At 72.1% G+C, this 20,041-nt stretch carries 17 protein-coding genes; 6 read left to right on the top strand and 11 right to left on the bottom strand.

Features of this window, described 5'->3' with window-relative positions:
• Positions 1-39: 39 nt before the first annotated feature.
• Positions 40-639, top strand: coding sequence for an isopentenyl-diphosphate Delta-isomerase (gene idi, locus DEJ50_RS05180; RefSeq protein ID WP_150206347.1), 600 nt, complete (start codon positions 40-42; stop codon positions 637-639).
• A gap of 60 nt (positions 640-699) precedes the next feature.
• On the opposite strand, the gene DEJ50_RS05185 is transcribed toward idi, so the two are convergent.
• On the bottom strand, positions 700-1,209 hold the full coding sequence (locus DEJ50_RS05185) for an ATP-binding protein (protein WP_223838073.1): 510 nt from the start codon (positions 1,207-1,209) through the stop codon (positions 700-702).
• Between the two features lie 130 nt (positions 1,210-1,339).
• The gene (locus tag DEJ50_RS05190; RefSeq protein WP_150206349.1) at positions 1,340-2,029 is read right to left on the bottom strand and encodes an HdeD family acid-resistance protein; all 690 of its coding nucleotides are present in this window, start codon (positions 2,027-2,029) and stop codon (positions 1,340-1,342) included.
• 82 nt (positions 2,030-2,111) lie between these two features.
• Here DEJ50_RS05190 and DEJ50_RS05195 point away from each other — a divergent pair, with 82 nt between their 5' ends.
• Positions 2,112-2,876, top strand: a complete 765-nt coding sequence (locus tag DEJ50_RS05195) for an enoyl-CoA hydratase/isomerase family protein (protein WP_150206351.1) — start codon at positions 2,112-2,114, stop codon at positions 2,874-2,876.
• Here DEJ50_RS05195 and DEJ50_RS05200 read toward each other — a convergent pair.
• Both DEJ50_RS05200 and DEJ50_RS05205 read right to left on the bottom strand, forming a co-directional pair.
• Positions 2,873-3,508, bottom strand: coding sequence for a DJ-1/PfpI family protein (locus DEJ50_RS05200; RefSeq protein ID WP_150206353.1), 636 nt, complete (start codon positions 3,506-3,508; stop codon positions 2,873-2,875). The two genes, DEJ50_RS05195 and DEJ50_RS05200, sit on opposite strands and share 4 nt — an antisense overlap.
• Positions 3,509-4,107: 599 nt before the next feature.
• Positions 4,108-5,073: a GlxA family transcriptional regulator gene (locus DEJ50_RS05205; RefSeq protein ID WP_150206355.1), complete on the bottom strand. Its 966-nt coding sequence runs from the start codon at positions 5,071-5,073 to the stop codon at positions 4,108-4,110.
• Positions 5,074-5,175: 102 nt separating this feature from the next.
• Here DEJ50_RS05205 and DEJ50_RS05210 point away from each other — a divergent pair, with 102 nt between their 5' ends.
• Positions 5,176-6,813 carry an ABC-F family ATP-binding cassette domain-containing protein gene (locus DEJ50_RS05210; protein WP_150206357.1) on the top strand — a complete coding sequence of 546 codons (1,638 nt, stop codon included), beginning with the start codon at positions 5,176-5,178 and terminating at the stop codon, positions 6,811-6,813.
• A 15-nt stretch (positions 6,814-6,828) separates the two neighbouring features.
• Here DEJ50_RS05210 and DEJ50_RS05215 read toward each other — a convergent pair whose 3' ends face one another.
• The 5 genes from DEJ50_RS05215 to DEJ50_RS05235 all read right to left on the bottom strand — a co-directional run bounded on the left by DEJ50_RS05215 (position 6,829) and on the right by DEJ50_RS05235 (position 12,946).
• On the bottom strand, positions 6,829-7,599 hold the full coding sequence (locus tag DEJ50_RS05215) for an SDR family NAD(P)-dependent oxidoreductase (RefSeq protein WP_150206359.1): 771 nt from the start codon (positions 7,597-7,599) through the stop codon (positions 6,829-6,831).
• Entirely contained in the window at positions 7,596-8,789 is a 1,194-nt protein-coding gene (locus DEJ50_RS05220) for an MAB_1171c family putative transporter (protein ID WP_150206360.1), read from the bottom strand. The genes DEJ50_RS05215 and DEJ50_RS05220 overlap by 4 nt, the downstream gene beginning before the upstream one ends.
• 4 nt (positions 8,790-8,793) lie before the next feature.
• Positions 8,794-9,294, bottom strand: a complete 501-nt coding sequence (locus DEJ50_RS05225) for an ImmA/IrrE family metallo-endopeptidase (RefSeq protein WP_150206362.1) — start codon at positions 9,292-9,294, stop codon at positions 8,794-8,796.
• 255 nt (positions 9,295-9,549) lie between these two features.
• Positions 9,550-12,015, bottom strand: coding sequence for a Tex family protein (locus DEJ50_RS05230; RefSeq protein ID WP_150206364.1), 2,466 nt, complete (start codon positions 12,013-12,015; stop codon positions 9,550-9,552).
• 67 nt (positions 12,016-12,082) lie between these two features.
• A complete protein-coding gene (locus tag DEJ50_RS05235; protein WP_150206366.1) occupies positions 12,083-12,946 on the bottom strand; it encodes an SCO6745 family protein in 864 nt (287 codons plus the stop codon).
• Between the two features lie 156 nt (positions 12,947-13,102).
• Here DEJ50_RS05235 and DEJ50_RS05240 point away from each other — a divergent pair, with 156 nt between their 5' ends.
• Positions 13,103-13,990, top strand: a complete 888-nt coding sequence (locus tag DEJ50_RS05240; protein WP_190344293.1) for a RimK family alpha-L-glutamate ligase — start codon at positions 13,103-13,105, stop codon at positions 13,988-13,990.
• Between the two features lie 112 nt (positions 13,991-14,102).
• Complete coding sequence (locus tag DEJ50_RS05245) at positions 14,103-15,629, top strand: M1 family metallopeptidase (RefSeq protein WP_150206367.1); 1,527 nt, start codon at positions 14,103-14,105, stop codon at positions 15,627-15,629.
• A 9-nt stretch (positions 15,630-15,638) separates the two neighbouring features.
• On the opposite strand, the gene DEJ50_RS05250 is transcribed toward DEJ50_RS05245, so the two are convergent.
• Positions 15,639-16,490 carry an oxygenase MpaB family protein gene (locus DEJ50_RS05250; protein WP_150206369.1) on the bottom strand — a complete coding sequence of 284 codons (852 nt, stop codon included), beginning with the start codon at positions 16,488-16,490 and terminating at the stop codon, positions 15,639-15,641.
• A 142-nt stretch (positions 16,491-16,632) separates the two neighbouring features.
• On the opposite strand from DEJ50_RS05250, the gene sph reads away from it, so the two are divergent.
• Positions 16,633-17,616 carry a sphingomyelin phosphodiesterase gene (gene sph / locus DEJ50_RS05255; RefSeq protein WP_150206372.1) on the top strand — a complete coding sequence of 328 codons (984 nt, stop codon included), beginning with the start codon at positions 16,633-16,635 and terminating at the stop codon, positions 17,614-17,616.
• A 57-nt stretch (positions 17,617-17,673) separates the two neighbouring features.
• On the opposite strand, the gene DEJ50_RS05260 is transcribed toward sph, so the two are convergent.
• A complete protein-coding gene (locus DEJ50_RS05260; protein ID WP_223837608.1) occupies positions 17,674-20,034 on the bottom strand; it encodes a M9 family metallopeptidase in 2,361 nt (786 codons plus the stop codon).
• Between the last annotated feature and the right edge of the window lie 7 nt (positions 20,035-20,041).

The raw sequence follows: 20,041 nt of genomic DNA on the forward strand, positions 1-20,041 counted from the left end.
CGGCAGACTGAAGGCCGTAGTCCGAAGCGAAGGATGGTCATGCCGATCACACCAGCCACCGCCGCGAGTCCCGCGTCACACGGCACCGCCCCGCAGGAACCGATCATGCTCGAGCTGGTCGACGAGGCGGGGAACACCATCGGCACTGCGGAGAAACTGTCCGCGCACGAGGCCCCCGGGCAGCTGCACCGGGCCTTCTCGGTGTTCCTCTTCGACGAGCAGGGACGGCTGCTGCTGCAGCAGCGGGCCCTGGGGAAGTACCACTCCCCCGGCGTCTGGTCGAACACCTGCTGTGGCCATCCCTACCCCGGGGAATCCCCCTTCGCCGCCGCCGCCCGGCGCACGCACGAGGAGCTGGGGCTGTCCCCCTCGCTGCTGGCCGAGGCGGGTACGGTCCGCTACAACCACCCGGACCCGGCGTCGGGACTGGTGGAGCAGGAGTACAACCACCTGTTCGTGGGACTCGCGCAGGCTCCGCTGCGGCCGGATCCGGAAGAGGTCGGCGACACGGTCTTCGTGACCGCGGACGAACTGGTGAAGCGGCACGCCGAGGCGCCGTTCTCGGCCTGGTTCATGACCGTGCTGGACGCGGCAAGGCCGGCCATCCGGGAGCTGACCGGGGAAGCCGCGGGCTGGTAGCGGCCCCGACGGGACGCCATCCCGCCGCCATCCCGCCACCGGCTGGACCGGGCGGGCCCGCTAAACCGGGCGGGCGGGGTGCGTGGGGTGGGCCGGGTTCGCGGCGTGTGCGGGGTGGGCCGGGGCGTTGCCCGCGTGCGGCAGCGCCGCCCAGATCACCTTGCCGCCGGTGGAGGTGTGCTCGACGTCGCAGACCCCGCCGGCCTCCCGGGTGATCTCGCGGACCAGCAGCAGCCCGCGCCCGCCGGTCTGGCCGAAGTCGGCTTCGAGCGCCTTCGGGCGGTACGGGTGGTTGTCCTCGACGGCAACCCGTACCCACGCCCGGTCGATGGCCACCTCCACCGCGACCTCCGGGGAGAGCAGGGCCGCATGCCGCACCGAGTTGGTGACCAGCTCGGAAACGATCAGCAGCAGGGCGTACACCAGATCCCGGTCCGCGGGCACGCCCTGGCGGCCGAGCAGGTCCCGGACCGCCCGGCGGGCCTGCGGAACGGATTCTTCTGTCGCGGGAGCGGTGAACCGCCACACTCCCTCGTATTGGGCAGGCGGGGCGCTCCCGCTGACGTCCATCTTCCGGCCCCCGTCTTCACGCTCGATCGTCTCCACGCGTCCAGAGTGGGGAACGGGCTGGTCCGGACCGGACTGCTGACCAGAAGTCAGCGTCATTCGGGCACTTTCTGACCGCAGGCGTATGACAGAGTCAGTTGTTGGACTGTTCTTGATCTGCCGTCGGGGGCGCGGTGCCGGGGGTGCCAGGGGTGCCTGCGGCCTCCGTGGTGCCGGTGACCGGCTGCTCTTCCTCTGCGACCATGCCCAGGACGCGGCGCGCGCCCAGGCCCAGGGCGATCAGGCCCAGGCCGTCGAAGAGCAGCGCGAGCGAGAAGAAGACACCGATCACATAGCGGCTGCTGCTCGGCCACTCCCACAGGATCAGCACGCCGAGCAGGATTCCGAAGGCGCCCTGGAGCAGGGTCAGCGCGAAGTGCGTGCCCCGCACCACCACGGCACCGACCAGCCGGAACACCCCGCCGATCAGGAAGAACAGCGCGGCGAACATGGTCAGCGCCTCGGCGCTGGCCTCCGGGCGGCGCAGCACCACGAGACCGGCGGCGATGTTGATCGCGGCGACGATCACGGCCAGCCAGAAGTAGTTGCTCTTGCGCGACTGGACCGCCTGTACCAGTCCGACCACACCGCCGATCAGCAGGAGCCAGCCGAAGAGGAACATCGAGGTGAGGGTGGCGAGGCCGGTGTAGACCAGCCCGACGACACCGGCCAGCACCAGGATCACCCCGAGCGCGGCAAGCAGCCCGAAATGCCGCCGGAGCTTCTTGGCATCCTGCGCCTGGGCCTGCGCCTGCTTCTGCTGCTCGGAACGGTCTACGCCCATGGAAGTGCCTCCTCGCACCCCCCGGGCGGGACGGGACGGACGGCCTGTTTCGACCGGCTGCATTGATCATAGGATTCGCCGCATGGACGCGCAGCTGCTGCACTCCGTCGAGGACGGGGTCGCCACGATCGTCATCTCCCACCCGGCCAAGCGGAACGCGATGACCGCCGCGATGTGGCGGGCCCTGCCCGAGCTGCTGACCGGCTACGCGGCCGACCCCGCGGTGCGGGTCCTGGTCCTCACCGGGGAGGGCCGGACCTTCTGCGCGGGCGCGGACATCTCGTCGCTGGCGGGTTCGGATGACCCGCAGGCCCTGGCCGTCGCCGCGGAGGAGGCCCTGGCCACGTTCCCCAAGCCCACGCTGGCGGCGATCCGCGGGCACTGCGTGGGCGGCGGCACGCAGCTGGCCGCGGCCTGCGATCTGCGGTTCGCGGCGGAGGATGCGCTCTTCGGGGTGACCCCGGCACGGCTGGGCATCGTCTACCCGGGGTCCTCGACCCGGCGGCTGACCGCGTTGGTCGGGCCGTCCGCCGCGAAGTACCTGCTGTTCTCGGCGGAATTGATCGATGCGGAGCGGGCCCTGCGGACCGGCCTGGTGGACGAGCTGCTGGCGCCGGGCCGGCTGGACAAGCGGGTCGCGGTGTTCGCGGGCGTACTGGCCGGGCGCTCGCAGCTGACCCAGGCCGCGGCGAAGGAGTTCGCGAACGGGCGGCTGGACCGCGATGCGTACTGGGCCGCCCAGGCGGCGGGCAGCGGCGACACCGCGGAGGGTGTCGCCGCCTTCCTGGAACGACGCGAGCCGCACTTCACCTGGACGGTCCCGGCCGCGGACCCGGACAGGACCTAGCCCAGGTCGGCCGTGCCGGCCCCACGCCACTCGGCGACGAGGTCGGCCGGGGCCTTGTCCGGCGAGCCGGCGTCGTAGGGCGGCTGCGGGTCGTACTCGGTGAGCAGCTGCACGGACTGCGCGAACCGGTCCCCGGCGATCCGCCCGAGCAGGGTCAGCCCCATGTCGATTCCGGCGGACACCCCGGCGGCGGTGACGTACTTGCCGTCGGTCACCACCCGCTCGCCGGTGGGCTCGACGCCGAACGTGGACAGGTGCTCCAGCGCCAGCCAGTGGCAGGTGGCCCGGCGGCCGGTGAGCAGTCCGGCGGCGGCGAGCAGCATCGAGCCGGTGCAGACGGAGGTGGTCCAGGTGGTGGTGGCATCAACGGCCCGCAGCCAGTCGAGGAGCACCCGGTTCTCCAGCTGCTCCTCGACCTCGGGCCCGCCGGGCACGATGAGGATGTCGGGCCGGGTGACCTCGTCGAGCCCCTTGTCCGCGACGAGGGCGAGCATTCCGGAGTCGTTGCGCACGGGCCCGGGCTTCTCGGCCACGAACACGGTCTCGGCGCCGGGCAGCCGGCCGAGGGTGTCGAAGGGCCCGATGGCATCGAGCGCGGTGAACCGGTCGTAAAGCAGTACGGCGATCTGCATGGCTCCTCCGGAGCGGTTGAGCGGGCCAAAGCCCGACTGATAAATCCGAGCCCCACCCGGCCCCGGCCCCCAGGCGAGGCCTGGCGTCCAGGACCCGGGCCAAGCCCGAGGTTGCGGGGCCACAGCCCCCGGTGTGCCCGGGGCGCTGGAGCCGGGGATGCACCCCCGGCGGGTGTTCCGGGCGCAGCCCGGCGTATAGGTCGGGGCGCAGCCCCGGGGCCGAACGGAGCGCACCCCGGCCGGCGGCCCGGGCGAAGCCCGGGAGTTGAACCGGGCGCCCCCCGCCCGGCAGTCCGGGCGAAGCCCCCGGGTTGAGCGGGGCACACCCCGCCCGGTGGCCCGGGCGAAGCCCGGGTTGAGCGGGCGCAGCCGCCACCCCCAGGCGGAGCCCGGCGTACGGTCCGGGCAGAGCCCGCGGGTTGGGCGGGGCGCAGCGCCCCGGCCGCTCCGGGCGCAGCCCGGGACCGGCGAGGCCGGCCAGGGCAGGGGCGCAGCCCCCACCCCCACGCCGAGCCCGGCGTACGGGTCGGGGCGCAGCCCGGGGCCGGACCGGCACAGCCGGCTGGGCCCGGGTGCAGCCCGCGCCCCCTGGCGGAGGCTCAGGGGCCGAAGCGGCGGCGGTATTCGGCTGGGGGTTGGCCCAGGGTTCGGACGAAGGCGCGGCGGAGGGCCTCCGGGTTGCCGTAGCCGCACGACCGTGCGATCTGCGCCACCCCCTCCCGGCTCTCCTCCAGCAGCCGCCTCGCATGCTCCACCCGCACCCGCTCCACGTACCGCCCCGGCGTCACCCCCGTCTCCGCCTGGAAGGCCCTCGCGAAGTGCCGCGGCGACAGCGCCGCCCGCGCTGCCAGCGCGTCCACGCTCAGGTCCCCGCCCGGATGCTCGGTGATCCATTGCTGCACCTCCCGCAGTGGTTCCCGCGCCGCCGTCTGCGCCTCCAGCTGCGCGCTGAACTGCGCCTGGTTCCCGGGCCGGCGCAGGAACACCACCAGTGCCCGGGCGATCCGCAGCGCCAGGTCCCGCCCCATGTCCTCCTCCACCAGCGCGAGCGCCAGATCGATCCCCGCGGTCACCCCGGCACTGGTGCAGACCTTGCCGTCGCGCACGTAGATCGGGTCCGGCTCCACCCGCACCAGCGGATAGTCGCGGGCCATCTGCTCGCAGGCGTGCCAGTGCGTGGTCGCCCGGTGTCCGTCCAGGAGTCCCGCCTCGGCGAGCAGCAGCCCGCCCGTGCAGACGGCCATCAGCCGGCCCGCGCGACCCCCGTGCGCCCGGAGCCAGTCGGTGAGCCGTGGTTCGAACCGGCCCGAGTACGTGCCGCCGGGCACCAGCAGGGTGGTGTTCTCGTCCAGGACGGCTTCCGCGCCGTCGAGGTCTCCGTCCGGCAGCAGCCGCAGTCCGCTGGTGGTGCGGACCGGCGCCCCGCCCAGGGAAACCGTCCGGATGCGGTAGCCGCCGGGCACCCCGGGGAAGAGTCCGGCCGCGTTGAACACTTCCACAGGCCCGGTGACGTCCAGGCTCTGCACGCCGTCGTACAGGACGACGAGTACGTCTCGCAGTGGCATGACTCCATCCTGTTGCCGGGCCCGTCATGTCTGCAATGACATGGATCCCACCTATCCCGCCATGGCCGGCGTCCGCCGGAAACGCCTTAGGATCGGCAGATCATGACTGCAACCCTCGTCGCCAAGGAACTCGCCGCCGGACACGGTGAGCGCTCCCTCTTCTCCGGGCTCGACCTGGTCGTCGCCCCCGGGGACGTCATCGGCCTGGTCGGCGTCAACGGCGCCGGGAAGTCCACCCTGCTGCGGCTGCTGGCCGGCCTCGACACCCCCGAGCACGGTGAGCTGCGGCTGTCCCCGCCGACCGCCACCGTCGGCCACCTGCCGCAGGAGCCGGAGCGCCGGCCCGGCGAGTCGGTACGGGAGTTCCTGGCCCGGCGTACCGGCGTGGCCGCCGCCCAGGCGGACCTGGACAGCGCCACCCAGGGCCTGGTGGACGGGGTGGCCGGCGCCGACGACGCGTACGCGACCGCGCTGGACCGCTGGCTCGACCTGGGCGGCGCGGACCTCGACGAACGTGCCCAGGAGGTGGCCGACGAGCTCGGGCTCGCAGTGAGCCTGGACCTGCCGATGACCGCCCTGTCCGGCGGCCAGGCGGCCCGCGCGGGCCTGGCCTCCCTGCTCCTGTCCCGGTACGACGTCTTCCTGCTGGACGAGCCCACCAACGACCTGGACCTGGACGGCCTGGAACGGCTGGAACGGTTTGTCACGGGGCTCCGCGCGGGCACGGTCGTGATCAGCCACGACCGTGAGTTCCTCGCCCGGACCGTCACCAAGGTCCTCGAACTCGACCTGGCCCAGCAGCAGATCAACCTCTACGGCGGCGGCTACGACGCCTACCTGGAGGAGCGGGAGACGGCCCGCCGGCACGCCCGCGAGGACTACGAGGAGTACGCCGACAAGCGGTCCGCCCTGGAGGGCCGGGCCCAGATGCAGCGCAACTGGATGGACAAGGGCGTCCGCAACGCCCGCCGCAAGGCCACCGACAGCGACAAGATCGGCCGGAAGCTGCGCAGCGAGTCCAGCGAGAAGCAGGCGGCGAAGGCCCGCCAGACGCAGCGGGCGATCGAGCGGCTGGAGGTGGTGGAGGAGCCCCGCAAGGAGTGGGAGCTGCGGATGGAGATCGCGGCGGCCCCGCGCTCCGGCTCGGTGGTGGCCACCCTGCGCGAGGCCGAGGTCCGGCGCGGGGAGTTCCGGTTCGGGCCGGCCAGTCTGCAGATCGACTGGGCCGACCGGGTGGCGATCACCGGGGCGAACGGTTCCGGCAAGTCCACCCTGCTCGCCGCCCTGCTGGGCCGGCTGCCGCTGGACTCGGGTTCGGCCACGCTGGGTTCGGGGGTGCTGGTCGGCGAGGTGGACCAGGCCCGGGGGCTGTTCCTCGGCGAGGAGTCGCTGCTGGAGGCGTTCTGTGCGGCGGTCCCGGACACCGAGCCGGCCGAGGTGCGGACCCTGCTCGCCAAGTTCGGTCTGAAGGCCGTGCACGTGCTGCGCCCGGCGGCCACCCTGTCCCCCGGCGAACGCACCCGCGCGGCCCTCGCGCTGCTCCAGGGGCGCGGGGTGAACCTGCTGGTGCTGGACGAGCCGACGAACCACCTGGACCTGCCGGCGATCGAGCAGCTGGAATCCGCCCTGGAGTCCTACGAGGGCACGCTGCTGCTGGTCACCCATGACCGCCGGATGCTCGATGCGGTCCACACCACCCGCCGCCTGGAGGTCTCGGCGGGCCGGGTCACCGAGGTCTGACCCGGGTATGGCCGCTCAGGCGGCCGGGGGGCGGCGGGTGCGGGCCATTCTGGTGGCCACCAGGGTGCGCGGGAGGTGGCGGACGGCCGCCGCGTACGCCCGGTAGCGCCAGCCGGTGATGCTGAGCGGGCGGTGCAGGCCCAGGTCCTTCAGGGCGCGGGCCACCACTGCGTCCGCCTCCAGCCAGTAGGACGCGGGCAGCGCGCTCAGGTCCATGCCGGCCCGCTCCTGGAACTCGGTGCGGGTGAAGCCCGGTACCACCGCGAGCACCCGGACCCCGTACGGGGCCAGGTCCACCCGCAGGGATTCGCTGAACGCGGTGAGCCAGGCCTTGGCCGCGCCATAGGTGCCGGTGGGCAGCAGGCCGGCCACCGAGGACACGTTGAGGACGGCACCGCGGCGGCGTTCGCGCAGCCCCGGGACGATCGCGTGGGTGAGCTTCAGCGGGACCTTGACCAGCAGGTCGAGCATCCGCTCCTCGTCCTCGACCGGGTTGTACGGGAAGGGTGCCGGAAGCCCGAATCCGGCGTTGTTGACGAGGATCCCGACCGGGCGGGCCGGGTCGGCGAGGCGGTTGGCGACCCTGCCGCACTGGACGGGGTCGAGCAGATCGGCCGTCAGTACCTCGCAGCCGATGCCGAACTCGGCGGTCAGGGCGGTGGCGGTGGCCTGGAGGCGGCCGGTGTCGCGGGCGACCAGGACCAGATCACAGCCCTTGGCGGCGAACCCGCGGGCGAAGGCTGCACCGAGGCCCGAACTGGCGCCGGTGATCAGAACGGTGGTCACGGGGAACGCTGCTTTCCGGTGAAGGCGGTGGTGGGAGGTGCGGCATAGGCCTGGGCGACGGCAACGAGGAATCGTTTCTCTTCGTGGAGGTCGCTGCCTTCCGGTGCCGCGGAGGCGGTGGACAGGTAGACGGGGGACTCCTGTCCCTGCTGCTGCGGCAGCCCCGCCAGTTTCGCCTGTCGCGCCTCCTTCAGTACGCAGGCCAGCTCGGCGGCGTCCCGGCGCGGGCCGGGGACGCCGGCCGCCGAGACATGGCTCCGGGCCAGCTCCGGGACGCCCGGGGCCACGTACTCGTTGAGGATGAGGATGGCGTCCCGGGTCTCGATGACCTTCCGGTACGCCAGCAGGGTGCGCGGCACCGGCGGCCAGAGCAGTTCCCCGAGCCGGCTGCCGCTCCCGTGCGGGGTGAGGACCACATGCGGCACGGCCTGCACCAGATCGCGCCAGAGCGGCCACAGCCGCCAGGCGACGGCCGTGTCGGCCAGGGTGCGGCGGAGCACGTACAGCGTGGGCACCAGGATGGCGGCGGCCCGCAGCAGTCCGTGCACGTTCATCAGCAGCGGCAGCCAGGGCATCGGCCAGACCGTGCCGAAGACGGCCTTGAGCAGGTACGCGAACCAGAACAGCCCGGCCAGGGCGGTGCCCAGGCCGAACAGCCGCAGCCCGGCGGCCAGTCCGGGGCTGTCGGTGCGGCGGCTGTACCGCCAGCAGACGAACACGCAGATGGTGTTGGCGAGCAGGTGCGCGGAGATGAGGACGAGCCAGTAGGAGACCGAGGGGACCGGGTCGCCCTGGGGCGGCATGCGGTGGGTGCCGTGGGAGCCGGCCGCCAGATCCAGCGCGATGAGCGTGCCGAGGTAGACCACGGTGGCGGCGCAGGCGGCACGCTGGAGCAGCCGGCCACCGGTGGTGGCGGCGACGAAGTAGAGCACGGCGCCGGCCGAGAGCACTCCGATGAGGTTGCGGGTCAGCCCGACCGTGTGCCCGTGGCCGGGGTTGCGCATCGCATAGTCGACCACGGCGGGGAGGTTGAGGGTCATGGCCGCTGCGGCGGTGGCCACGGCCAGCAGCAGGCCGCGCTGCTCCCGGCAGCGGACGGCGGAGCGGGTACGGATCAGGATGGCGGCCCAGAGGCAGACCACGCTGGGGACGGCGAGCCAGTCGCCTACTGCGGTGATGCCGGAGGTCATGGGGTTATCGCACGCCCATCGCGGTTTCCAGGCGTTCCAGGGTGCCGCCCGGGCTGCGGCCGGCCGGGTGCAGGCCGGCCCGGGCCCGGATCATGCTGGCGAGCATCTCGGCTTCCTGTTCCTGCCGGGTGGTGTAGTTGGTCCGGCCCAAAACCCTTGGAACGACAGCTTCCGGATTCTCCTGCAGATCGGCCGCCGGGTCCATGTCCGCGAGCGCGTTGTGCCCGAAGAGGATGTGGCCCAGCTCGTGCAGGACGATGTGCTCGCGGTGCAGCGGGGAGGTCTGGGCCTCGTAGAAGACGAAGTCGGTGCTGTCGGTGCCGACCCACAGTCCGCAGATGCCGGATTCGGCGGCTTCCCGGGGCAGCGGGTGCAGGAGTATGGGGCGTCCGCGCTGCTCGGCCATGCGGGCGCAGAGCGCATCGACGGAGAACGGCTCCGTCAGATCGAGATGGCCGAGAATGGTTTGGCAGCGCCGGCGCAGTTTCAGGTGCCGGAATGGCATGTGGTCCCTCTTCGAACCCTTTCCCGGGCAGCGGTGATAGGCGGGGGCGGATGGTTCCATGACGTCCTGAGCCTTCGGGGCGGCCTCGGGGAGTGCGGTCCTGAGCGGAGTTCATGAAGGCCCGCCCGCGGTGCGGCGGACGGGCCTTCCGTCATGCTTACCGATCTTGCCGGGATGTTGGCAAGGGAACCTCCTCGTCCGGGGTGCTATTCGGCCACCCGGGCGGCCCCGCGGGCCGCCACCCGGGACGCCCCGTCAGCGGGTCCGGTTCCGCCCGCCGCCGCCCTCGCCGCCGCCGGTGAGGCCGGCCCGGCGCAGGGCGTCGGCCATCGCGCTGTTCGCGGGCGGCGGGGTGCCGCCCTCGCGGCGGTTGCCACCGCCGTTGCCTCCGCCGCCGTTGCCGCCGCCGTTGCCGCGCTGCTGCGGCGGGCGTCCGCCGCCCCGCCGGTCACCGCGCTCGCCCCGGTCCTGGCGCGGCCCCCGGTCCTGCCGGGACTTGGCGCCGGAGCCGCCCTGGCCCCCGGAGCCGGCCGCAGCGGACTCGTCGTCCAGCCGCAGGCTCAGCGAGATCCGCTTGCGCGGAATGTCCACGTCCATGACCTTGACCTTGACGATGTCCCCGGGCTTGACCACATCCCGCGGGTCCTTGACGAAGGTCTTCGACATCGCCGACACGTGCACCAGTCCGTCCTGGTGGACGCCGATGTCGATAAAGGCGCCGAAGGCCGCGACATTGGTGACCACGCCCTCCAGGACCATCCCGGCGGCCAGGTCGCCGATCTTCTCGACGCCCTCCTTGAAGGTGGCCGTCTTGAAGGCGGGCCGCGGGTCCCGGCCCGGCTTCTCCAGCTCGCGCAGGATGTCGGAGACGGTCGGCAGCCCGAAGGCCTCGGTGACGAACTCCTCCGGGCGCAGCGAGCGCAGCACCCCGGTGTTCCCGATCAGCGCGGCCACCTCGCCGCCCGCCTTCTTCCCCATCGCCCGGACCAGCGGGTAGGACTCCGGGTGCACGCTGGACGCGTCCAGCGGGTCGTCCCCGCCGCGGATCCGGAGGAAGCCGGCGCACTGCTCGTACGCCTTGGGGCCGAGCCGGGCCACGTCCTTGAGGGCCTTGCGGCTGCGGAAGGGCCCGTTGGCGTCCCGGTGCGCGACGATGTTCTCGGCGAGTCCGCCGCTGATCCCCGACACCCGCGAAAGCAGCGGTGCGGAGGCGGTGTTGACGTCCACGCCGACGCCGTTGACGCAGTCCTCGACCACCGCGTCGAGGGAGCGGGAGAGCTTCATCTCGGACAGGTCGTGCTGGTACTGGCCGACTCCGATGGACTTGGGGTCGATCTTGACGAGCTCGGCGAGCGGGTCCTGGAGCCGACGGGCGATGGAGACCGCGCCGCGCAGGGACACGTCCAGGTCCGGGAGTTCCTGGGAGGCGAAGGCGGAGGCCGAGTACACGGAGGCGCCGGCCTCCGAGACCATCACCTTGGTGAGCTTCAGCTCGGGGTGGCGGGTGATCAGGTCGCCGGCCAGCTTGTCGGTCTCGCGGGAGGCGGTGCCGTTGCCGATGGCGACCAGCTCGACGGAGTGCTCCTTCGCGAGCCGGGCCAGCTTGGCGAGGGACTCGTCCCACTTGTTGGCGGGAACGTGCGGGTAGATCACATCGGTGGCCACCACCTTGCCGGTGGCGTCCACGACGGCGACCTTCACGCCGGTGCGGAAGCCCGGGTCCAGGCCGAGGGTGGCCCGGGTGCCGGCCGGTGCCGCGAGCAGCAGGTCGCGCAGGTTGGCGGCGAAGACCCGGACGGCCTCGTCCTCGGCGGCGGCGCGCAGCCGCATCCGCAGGTCGATGCCGAGGTGCACCTGGATCTTCGTACGCCAGGCCCAGCGGACCGTGTCGGCGAGCCACTTGTCGCCGGGCCGGCCCCGATCGGCGATGTCGAAGCGGCGCGCGACCATGCCCTCGTACGTGGACGGCAGCCCGGGGGCCGCTGCCTCTTCGGGGGCCTCCGGCTCCAGGGTGAGGTCGAGCACGTCCTCCTTCTCGCCGCGCAGCATCGCGAGGACGCGGTGCGAGGGGAGGGCGGTGAAGGGCTCGGCGAAGGCGAAGTAGTCGGCGAACTTGGCGCCGGCCTCTTCCTTGCCCTCGCGGACCTTGGCGGCGAGCCGGCCGCGGCCCCACATGCGCTCGCGCAGTTCGCCGATCAGGTCGGCGTCTTCCGCAAACCGCTCGGTGAGGATGGCGCGGGCGCCTTCCAGGGCCGCGGCCGGGTCGGCGACGCCCCTGTCGGCGTCGACGAACGCGGCGGCGGCTGCCGCCGGCTCGACGGAGGGGTCGGCGAGCAGCCCGTCGGCGAGCGGCTCCAGCCCGGCCTCGCGGGCGATCTGGGCCTTCGTACGCCGCTTGGGCTTGAAGGGCAGGTAGATGTCCTCCAGTCGGGCCTTGGTGTCGGCCGCGTTGATCCGGGCCTCCAGCTCGGCGTCCAGCTTGCCCTGGTCCCGTACGGACTCCAGGATCGCCGCGCGGCGGTCCTCCAGCTCGCGCAGATACCGCAGGCGCTCCTCCAGGGTGCGCAGCTGGGCGTCGTCGAGCATCTCGGTCGCTTCCTTGCGGTAGCGCGCGATGAACGGGACGGTGGAGCCGCCGTCGAGCAGCTCGACGGCGGCCTTGACCTGCCGCTCCCGTACGCCGAGTTCCTCGGCGATCCTGCCTTCGATGGACGTGGTCACGATCTCGGTCCCGCCTTTGTCTGTGCCTGGAGCCGCCAATTGTGGCAGGTGGCACCGACGGGAGGGGTCAGGCCTTGCCGAGGAGGTCCCCGGGGAAGGCTCCGGCGCCGACGGCCTGGAGGACGAAGGCTCCGCCGAGCTCGGCGAGCCGGGCCAGGCCGGGGGCGCCGAGGTGCGCGTACGGTGCGGCGTCCAGCCGGTCGGTCTCGGCCTCCAGTTCCTCGCGGAGTTCCTCGCCCGCGGCGGTCAGTTCGCCCGCGTCGTCGAGCAGGCCGCGCCCGCGCAGCCGGGCGGAGGCCGCGTCGAGGTCTTCCTGGTCCCAGCCGCGGGTGGCCTTCAGCCACTTGTTGGAGAAGCCCTTGCCGGTGGCGCTGTGGCTGACGAGAGCCTCCAGCGGGTCGAGGCCGGCGGTGAGGAGGGCGGTGAGGTGGCCGTCACCGCGGTGCTCGCGGAGCAGGGTGGTGGCGTGCCAGAGCCGCAGGTGCGGCTCTTCGGGGGCGGGGAGGTCGGCATGGGCGGCGTAGAGGGTGCGGCCGTGGCGGCTGCAGGCCTCGGTGGCGCGCAGGGCCAGGCCGGCGGCCTCGGCGAGTTCGGCGGAGGCGATGACCTCGGGGCCGAGCAGCCGGCGCAGGGTGGCGTCGACGGCCCGGTAGCGGGCGGCGATGACCTGCTCGGGGGTGGCCTTGTCCCAGACGGCCGGGAGGTGCCGGGCGATGAAGTCGTAGCGGTAGTTGTAGAAGGTGGCGGCCACGGTGCCGGCGCCGACGGCGCCCATGGCGGCGGACCGGGCGGCGAGGTTGCGGGCGACCGGGTCGGTGATGCCGAGGGCGTCGAATTCCGCCGCGGTGTCGGGTGAGAAGTACACGGTGGAGTGGATCGGGTTGATGGCACCGTGCCAGGCACGGCGTGCGGCTCGCGGCTCAAGGGTCATGCACGGCAGGTTACCGACTGCTTAGTACGCCGTGAAGCCCGGGGCGTGTCCGGTCGTGGCACGGGGTGCCCCCGCGGTCCTGCCCGGCGGCATCCGGGCCGCAGCCCGTGTGGAAGAGTGGCCGGGCCGTACACACGACAACGGGGGGAGAACGGCATGGGCAGGGCCAGGATCGCGATCGTGACGAGCGGGGCCGGCTTCGCGGCGGACGCGGACCTCCCGCTGATCGTGGCCGCGCTGCGGGCCGGCGGCGCGGACGCCGAGGCGGTGGCCTGGGACGCGGAGCCGGCCGGGTGGGACCGGTTCGATCTGGCCGTCATCCGCTCGACCTGGGACTACACGGACCGCCTCGGCGAGTTCCTGGCCTGGGCCGACCGGGCGGCCGGCGCCACCCGGCTGCGGAATCCGGCGCCGGTGGTGCGCTGGAACAGCGACAAGCGCTACCTGCTGGACCTCGGCGGCGCGGGAGTCCCGGTCGTGCCGACCCGGTTCCTCGGGCCGCGTGAGGGATTCCGGGAGGAGGATCTCGACGCGGCCGACGGGGTGGTGGTCAAGCCCGCCGTGTCCGCCGGGGCCCGGGACACCGCCCGCTACGAGCCCGGCCGGACCGCGGACGCGGCACGCCATGCCCGGATGCTGCTGGACCAGGGCCGGGCCGTGATGATCCAGCCATATCTGCCGGGTGTGGAACGGGGAGAGCGCGCCCTCGTGTTCTTCTCCGGCGTCTTCAGCCATGCGATACGGAAGGGGCCGCTGCTGACCGCGCCCGGTGTGATCGACAACGACCGGGAGGCCCACCCCGGTGCCGCCCCCTACCGTCCGACCGAGGCGGAGATCCGTACCGCCCGGGCGGCCCTGGCAGCGGTGCCGTCGCCGGGGGCCCCGCTGATCGCCCGGGTGGACCTTGCGCTGGACGCGGCCGGCGATCCGGTGGTCATGGAGCTGGAGCTCATCGAGCCGAACCTGTTTCTGGGGAGCAGCGCGGCGGGGCTGGAGCGGTGCGCGGCGGCCGTGACGGCCGAATCGCTTCCTCCAACGGCGTGATCCTTGCGTCCAGATGGCGATCATGTGACAGCCGCGGCCATGGACACGACGTGGGGCGTCAGGGGTGAATACGGTCGAACGGAACAGCGTCCCCTACCCCTTGGAGCTTTTCGTGCACCGCAAAGTCATCGCCCCCAGCGTGCTCGCCGCTTCTCTGCTGCTGGTGATCCCGGCATCGGCGGCGGACGCCGGTCCGGGCGCAGCGGGTATCGGCGATCCCTATTACCCGGCCAGCGGCAACGGCGGCTACGACGTGTCGCATTACGACCTGCGGCTCCAGTACCAGCCGAAGACCGATCTGCTGGAGGGCACCGCCACCCTGCTGGCCACCGCCAAGCAGGACCTGTCCCGCTTCAACCTGGACTTCGGGCTGAAGGTGAGCGAGGTGCGGGTGAACGGGGTCAAGGCGAAGTTCGCCACCTCCGGGACCCAGGAGCTGGAGGTGACCCCGGCCGCTCCGCTGGCGAAGAACAAGCCGCTGACCGTGGTCGTCAAGTATGCGGGGAAGCCCTCCGAGTTGAAGGTGGACGGCTGGTCCGCCTGGCACCGGACCCCGGACGGCGGAGTGGCCGCACAGGAGCCCGATTCGGCCGTCTGGTGGTTCCCGAGCAATGACCACCCGCTCGACAAGGCCACCTTCGACGTCTCCGTCAACGTGCCCGACGGCACCCAGGCGATCAGCAACGGCGTGCTCCAGTCACAGAGCTCGAAGCTCGGCTGGACCCGCTGGAACTGGCGGTCCAACAAGCCGCAGGCCACCTATCTGGCCACGCTCGCCATCGGCAGGTTCGACATCACCACCGACCGGACGGCGAACGGGCTGCCGATCCTCAACGCGTACAGCAAGGACCTCGGCGACAACGACGGTGCGGCGCGCGCGAGCATCGAGCGGACCGGCGAGGTCGCGGAGTGGCTGGAGGGCGTCTTCGGGCCGTACCCCTTCAACGCGCTCGGCGGCTATGTGCCGAACGTGCCCAGCGGCTATGCGCTGGAGACGCAGACCCGGCCGTTCTACAGCCCCAGGCAGTTCGCGAACGGCGCCAATGTCTCGGTGGTGGTGCACGAGCTGGCCCACCAGTGGTACGGGGACAGCGTGTCCGTGGACCACTGGAAGGACATCTGGGTCAACGAGGGCTTCGCCCGCTACAGCCAGTGGCTGTGGTCGGAGAAGGAGGGTGAGGGCACCGCGCAGGAGCTGGCCGACTGGGTGTACGCCACCCGCCCGGCGGAGGACCCGTTCTGGCAGGTCAAGCCGGGTGACCCGGGGCCGGACAACCAGTTCCACCTGGCCGTCTACGACCGGGGTGCCCTCGCCCTCCAGGCGCTGCGCAACGAGATCGGCGACGAGAAGTTCTTCGCGATCCTCAAGGGCTGGCCGACCGAGCGCAAGTACGGCAACGCCAAGGTCGGCGACTTCGTGCGGTACGCGGAGCGGATCTCCGGCAAGCCGCTCGCGGAGCTGTTCGAGACCTGGCTGTACACGGCGGGCAAGCCGGCCGTCGGCCCGGCGGCGAAGAACACCGGCAAGCCGGAGGCCCGTTCCCTCTCCTCCGCCCCGGCCCCGGCCCCGGTGGAGCCGAAGTCCTGGAAGAAGATCGCCGCGACGAACACCGTGCACGACCACCACGCCGGTCACTGAGCCGTACGGTCACCTCCCGGCGGCCCGCCACCGGGCCCGGGCCTGCCGGGCCACCGGGAGGTACCGCCACCGTTCCGGCAGCAGCGGTACGAGGTTCCGTACGAGGGCACTGAACCGCCGGAGCCGGCGCTCCTGGGCCGGGGTCCACTCCAGGCCGAGGGCGGCCCGGGCGTCGGGCGGCATGTAGCCGACGGTGGCGAAGGCCCGGAAGCGCAGGAAGAGGCTGCGCAGCAGCGGCCAGGCGAGCCGGGTCAGCACCCGCAGCGGCAGCGGTCCGCCCTCGGGGCGGGGCAGCGGCAGGTCGGTGGCGAGGAGTTCCCGGGCCACCTGGGTCAGCTCGATCTCCTCGGCCAGCATCCGCCGGTAGTAGGGCCAGAACTCTTCGATGGTCTGCGGCATGTCGCGGTCGTGCAGGCCGAGGATCCGGCCCACCTGGAGCCACTCGCGGTAGAGCTGCCGCTGCTGCTCGGGGGTGAACGGCCGGTACAGGTAGCGGGCGGCGTGGGAGTAGACCGGGAAGCCGGTGGCGTGGACCCAGGAGTAGCAGGCGGGGTCGAGGGAGTGGTACCGGCGCCCGCGGGTGTCCGTGCCCTGGATGTCCTTGTGCAGCCGACGGACCCGGCGGCCCTCCTCGACCGCGGCCTCGCCGCCGTACACCCACAGCTGGACGGAGCGGATCGACCGCTCGCCGCGCCCCCACGGGTCGGTGCGGAACACCGAGTACTGGTCCACTCCGGCACCGATCGCGGGGTGCGCGACCTGCATGGTGAAGGCAGGCGGCAGCATCAGCAGCTGCCGGATGTCTCCGGAAATGGTCCAGAGCACTCCGCCGGGCGGCGGCGGCTCGGGGTCCTTCCTCATACGTCCCCTCCCAGGGTCGATCACTCACCTCCCAGTATGGCCACGGGCCGTCAAGATTCCCGGTGCACGGGTGTTACCCAGAGGTAACTGCGGCTGCTTTGATGGCGCGGTCGATCTTCCCCACAGGAATGATGGAGACCGCATGCCCCTCACCGAGCACCTCCGCAACCGGGCCGCCGCCACGGCCGTCGCGGCCGTGGCCACCGCCGCCCTGGCCGCCACCGCAACCCCGGCCGCCGCCGAGCAGACCGCCACCCCCCGGCTCAGCGTCCTCACCTACAACGTGTTCCTCTTCAGCAAGACCCTGTACCCGAACTGGGGCCAGGACCACCGCGCCGCCGAGATACCGAAGACCTCTTTCTACAAGGGCCACGACGTCGTCGTGATCCAGGAGGCCTTCGACAACGCCGCCTCCGACGCGCTGAAGGCCAACTCGGCGGCGCAGTACCCGCACCAGACCCCGGTGGTCGGCCGCAGCAAGAGCGGCTGGGACGCCACCGGCGGCGCGTACTCGGCGACCACCCCGGAGGACGGCGGGGTCACGATCCTCAGCAAGTGGCCGATCGTGCGCAAGGAGCAGTACGTCTACAAGGACGCGTGCGGCGCCGACTGGTGGTCGAACAAGGGCTTCGCCTACGTGGTCCTGAACGTGAACGGCACCAAGGTGCACGTGGTCGGCACGCACGCGCAGTCCACCGACCCGGGCTGCTCGGCGGGCGAGGCGGCGCAGATGCGCAGCCGCCAGTTCAAGAACATCGACGCCTTCCTCGACGCCAAGAACATCCCGGCGAACGAGCAGGTCATGGTGGCGGGCGACATGAACGTCGACTCGCACACCCCCGAGTACAACTCGATGCTCGCGGACGCCGGCCTGGCCGGCCGGGACGCGCGCACCGGGCACACGTACTCCTTCGACACCCGGGACAACTCCATCGCGGCCGACCGCTACCCGACCGACCCGCGCGAGGACCTGGACTACGTGCTGCACCGCGCGGGCCACGTGCGGCCGGCCGGCTGGACCAACGACGTGGTGAAGGAGCAGTCGGCGCCCTGGACGGTCTCCAGCTGGGGCACCTCCTACACCTACACCAACCTCAGCGACCACTACCCGGTCATCGGCCGCTGACCGGCATCCGGAAGTGCAGGCCGCGGGGGCCGGCTCGGACCGGCCCCCGCGGGTGTCTCACTTGGTGTGGGTGGACAGGGTCACGCCGCTGAAGCCCTGCGCGGCGGCGAGGCTGAAGTAGACCCAGCCGGACGGCGGGTTGTCGATCGTCAGCCTCTCGCCGTTGCCGGCGTTGGTGGACTTGGCCAGGTGGCTGCCGGTAGTCGCCCAGCTGCCGCCGCCGTAGTACAGGTCGGCGTTGCCGGTGCCACCGCTGCTGGTGATGGTCAGCTGCTTGACGCCGGCCGGCAGGTACACGAAGTGGTAGCTGTAGTTGCCGGTGGTCGCCGCGAGGTTGTCCCGGCGGCAGTTCTCGCTGAACTGCCGGGGGTCGGCGAAGGTGCACAGCGGCGCGGACGGGGCCTGCGCCTCCGGCAGCGGGCCGCAGTCGTCGGTCGCGCAGGTGGTCGTCAGCCACGTGGCGAAGCCGGCGTCGTAGCGGGTGCCGATGGTCTGCTTGAGGAAGGTGCGGGCGCCGTCCCAGTCACCGGCGCGGTACTTGCCGAGTACCGTCTCGATGTCGGCGCGGTGCTCCTGGAGCATGTAGCGGACGGCGAGGAAGCCCCAGCGGTAGACCCGGGCGGAGTTCACCTCGGGGTCCTCGTCCTGGCCGTACACCGTGTCGAACAGCTCGCTGAGCTTGTACGTCTGCTTGCGCGCCTCGGCGATCGCGTCCGCGTTGCGCTCGCCCCGGTAGCCGAACGAGATGTTCTCGGCGATGCCCTCGACCCACCAGATGGTCGGCGTGGTGATGTTGTCCTCGAAGTCGCCGCCCATGTTGTAGCGGCCGTCGAGGTAGTGCGTGTACTCGTGGTTCAGGTTCCAGATCTGGAAGTCCGGGCGCAGCCAGTGGGCCTCGTGGGCGATGAAACGGGCCTGGTTGCCGGGGAGGGACGGGTTGCCCTCCTCGTACATGCCGCCGTTGTCGACATCGATGTCATAGAAGGCCCAGGCGTACAGCGCGTACTGCGTGTAGTCGTCGAAGACGACGACCTCCAGGTTGGTGTTCACGTCGCCGGGGACGGGGCCGTTGTCACCGATGACGCGGTGGAAGTACTCGTCCTGGCCGATCAGGCTGGTGCAGGTGCTCGCCAGCTGGCCGGGCGACATGTCCTGGGCGTTGATCCGCAGGCCGTCGTTGCAGTGGTGCTGGATCGGCAGGATCGCCGGGAGCAGCCGGGTCTTCAGGTCGCAGATCGCGTACGCGGCGCAGTTGCCGCGGTCGAACTGGCGGGTGTACCAGCCCAGGTTCATGGTGATCGGCGCGGTGGGGCCGACGTTCGGGTAGCGGTTGATCAGGTCCTTCAGCAGCGGCCGGACCCGGTCCTTCAGCTCGGGGACATCGAGGGCGTGACCGAGGTGGCGGCCGACGTTGCTGACCACGTCCAGACGGTTGAGCTGCGCGCCGTTGCGGGTGATGAACCCGGCCCAGGCGTCGAGGATGGAGGGGTCCGCCTTGAGGGCGGCGCGCCAGCCGCGGGCGTCGTCCTTGGCCTTGAAGCCGTTCTCGACGACCCACTCGACGTGCTGCATGGAGAGCTGCATCTGCGCCGGCCAGGAGCCGGCGTAGTCGGCGAGCATCCGCTTGACGACACCGGCGTAGCGGCCGGCCGTGTGGGTGCTGTCGATGAGGGTGATGACCTCGTTGTGGATCTCACCGTTGGCATCGGTGACGTCCTTGCTGCGCGGGGAGGCGAAGAAGGCGTCCAGGGCGCCGCGGGCGGCGTTGTCCAGTGCCTGACCGTAGTCGCCGACGGCGGCGGAGTTGTAGTCCTGCACGTAGTAGCCGGCGCGCAGGAACATCACCAGCTGCCCGATGGAGCCGCTGTTGTTGCCCGGGTAGGCGGCGGAGGCGTCGCGCAGCGCGTTGGCGACGGTCACCATCTGGGCTTCGCGGAAGGTGCGGTGCGCGCTCTCGCCGGTGAGGCCGAAGAGCGGGTAGGTACAGGTGATGTAGGGCAGCGCCTTGAGCTCCTGGACCAGCGCGGACCCGGTGGAGTTGAGGACGCCGCCGAGGTCGCACGGGTCCGCGGCCATCGCCGAGGACGCCTTGCCGGCCTTGTCCTTCTTGTCGGTCCTGGCGGGCGTGGTGGCTTTGGTGGAGGGCGCGGGACGGGTGGCCGATTCCTCGGTGCTGTCCTGCGCGGAGATACGGAAGCGGGAGCCGTTCTTCAGCGCCTCGGGCGACCTGGGGACGGGGATCGACCGGGGTGCCGAGTCGGCGGATCCGCCGGCGGTGGCGGTGGCGGTGGCGGTGGCGGTGGTGCCGGCGGTGGCGGCCTGGCTCTGCGGTGCGAGCAGGCCTATGGCGAGGAAGGCGACTGCGCCGATCGCGGGCAGTCTGCTCGCACGAGCCCTCGATATGCGGAAGGGGTGCATCTGTGGG

This window comes from Streptomyces venezuelae (assembly GCF_008642295.1).
Taxonomy (GTDB): domain Bacteria; phylum Actinomycetota; class Actinomycetes; order Streptomycetales; family Streptomycetaceae; genus Streptomyces; species Streptomyces venezuelae_C.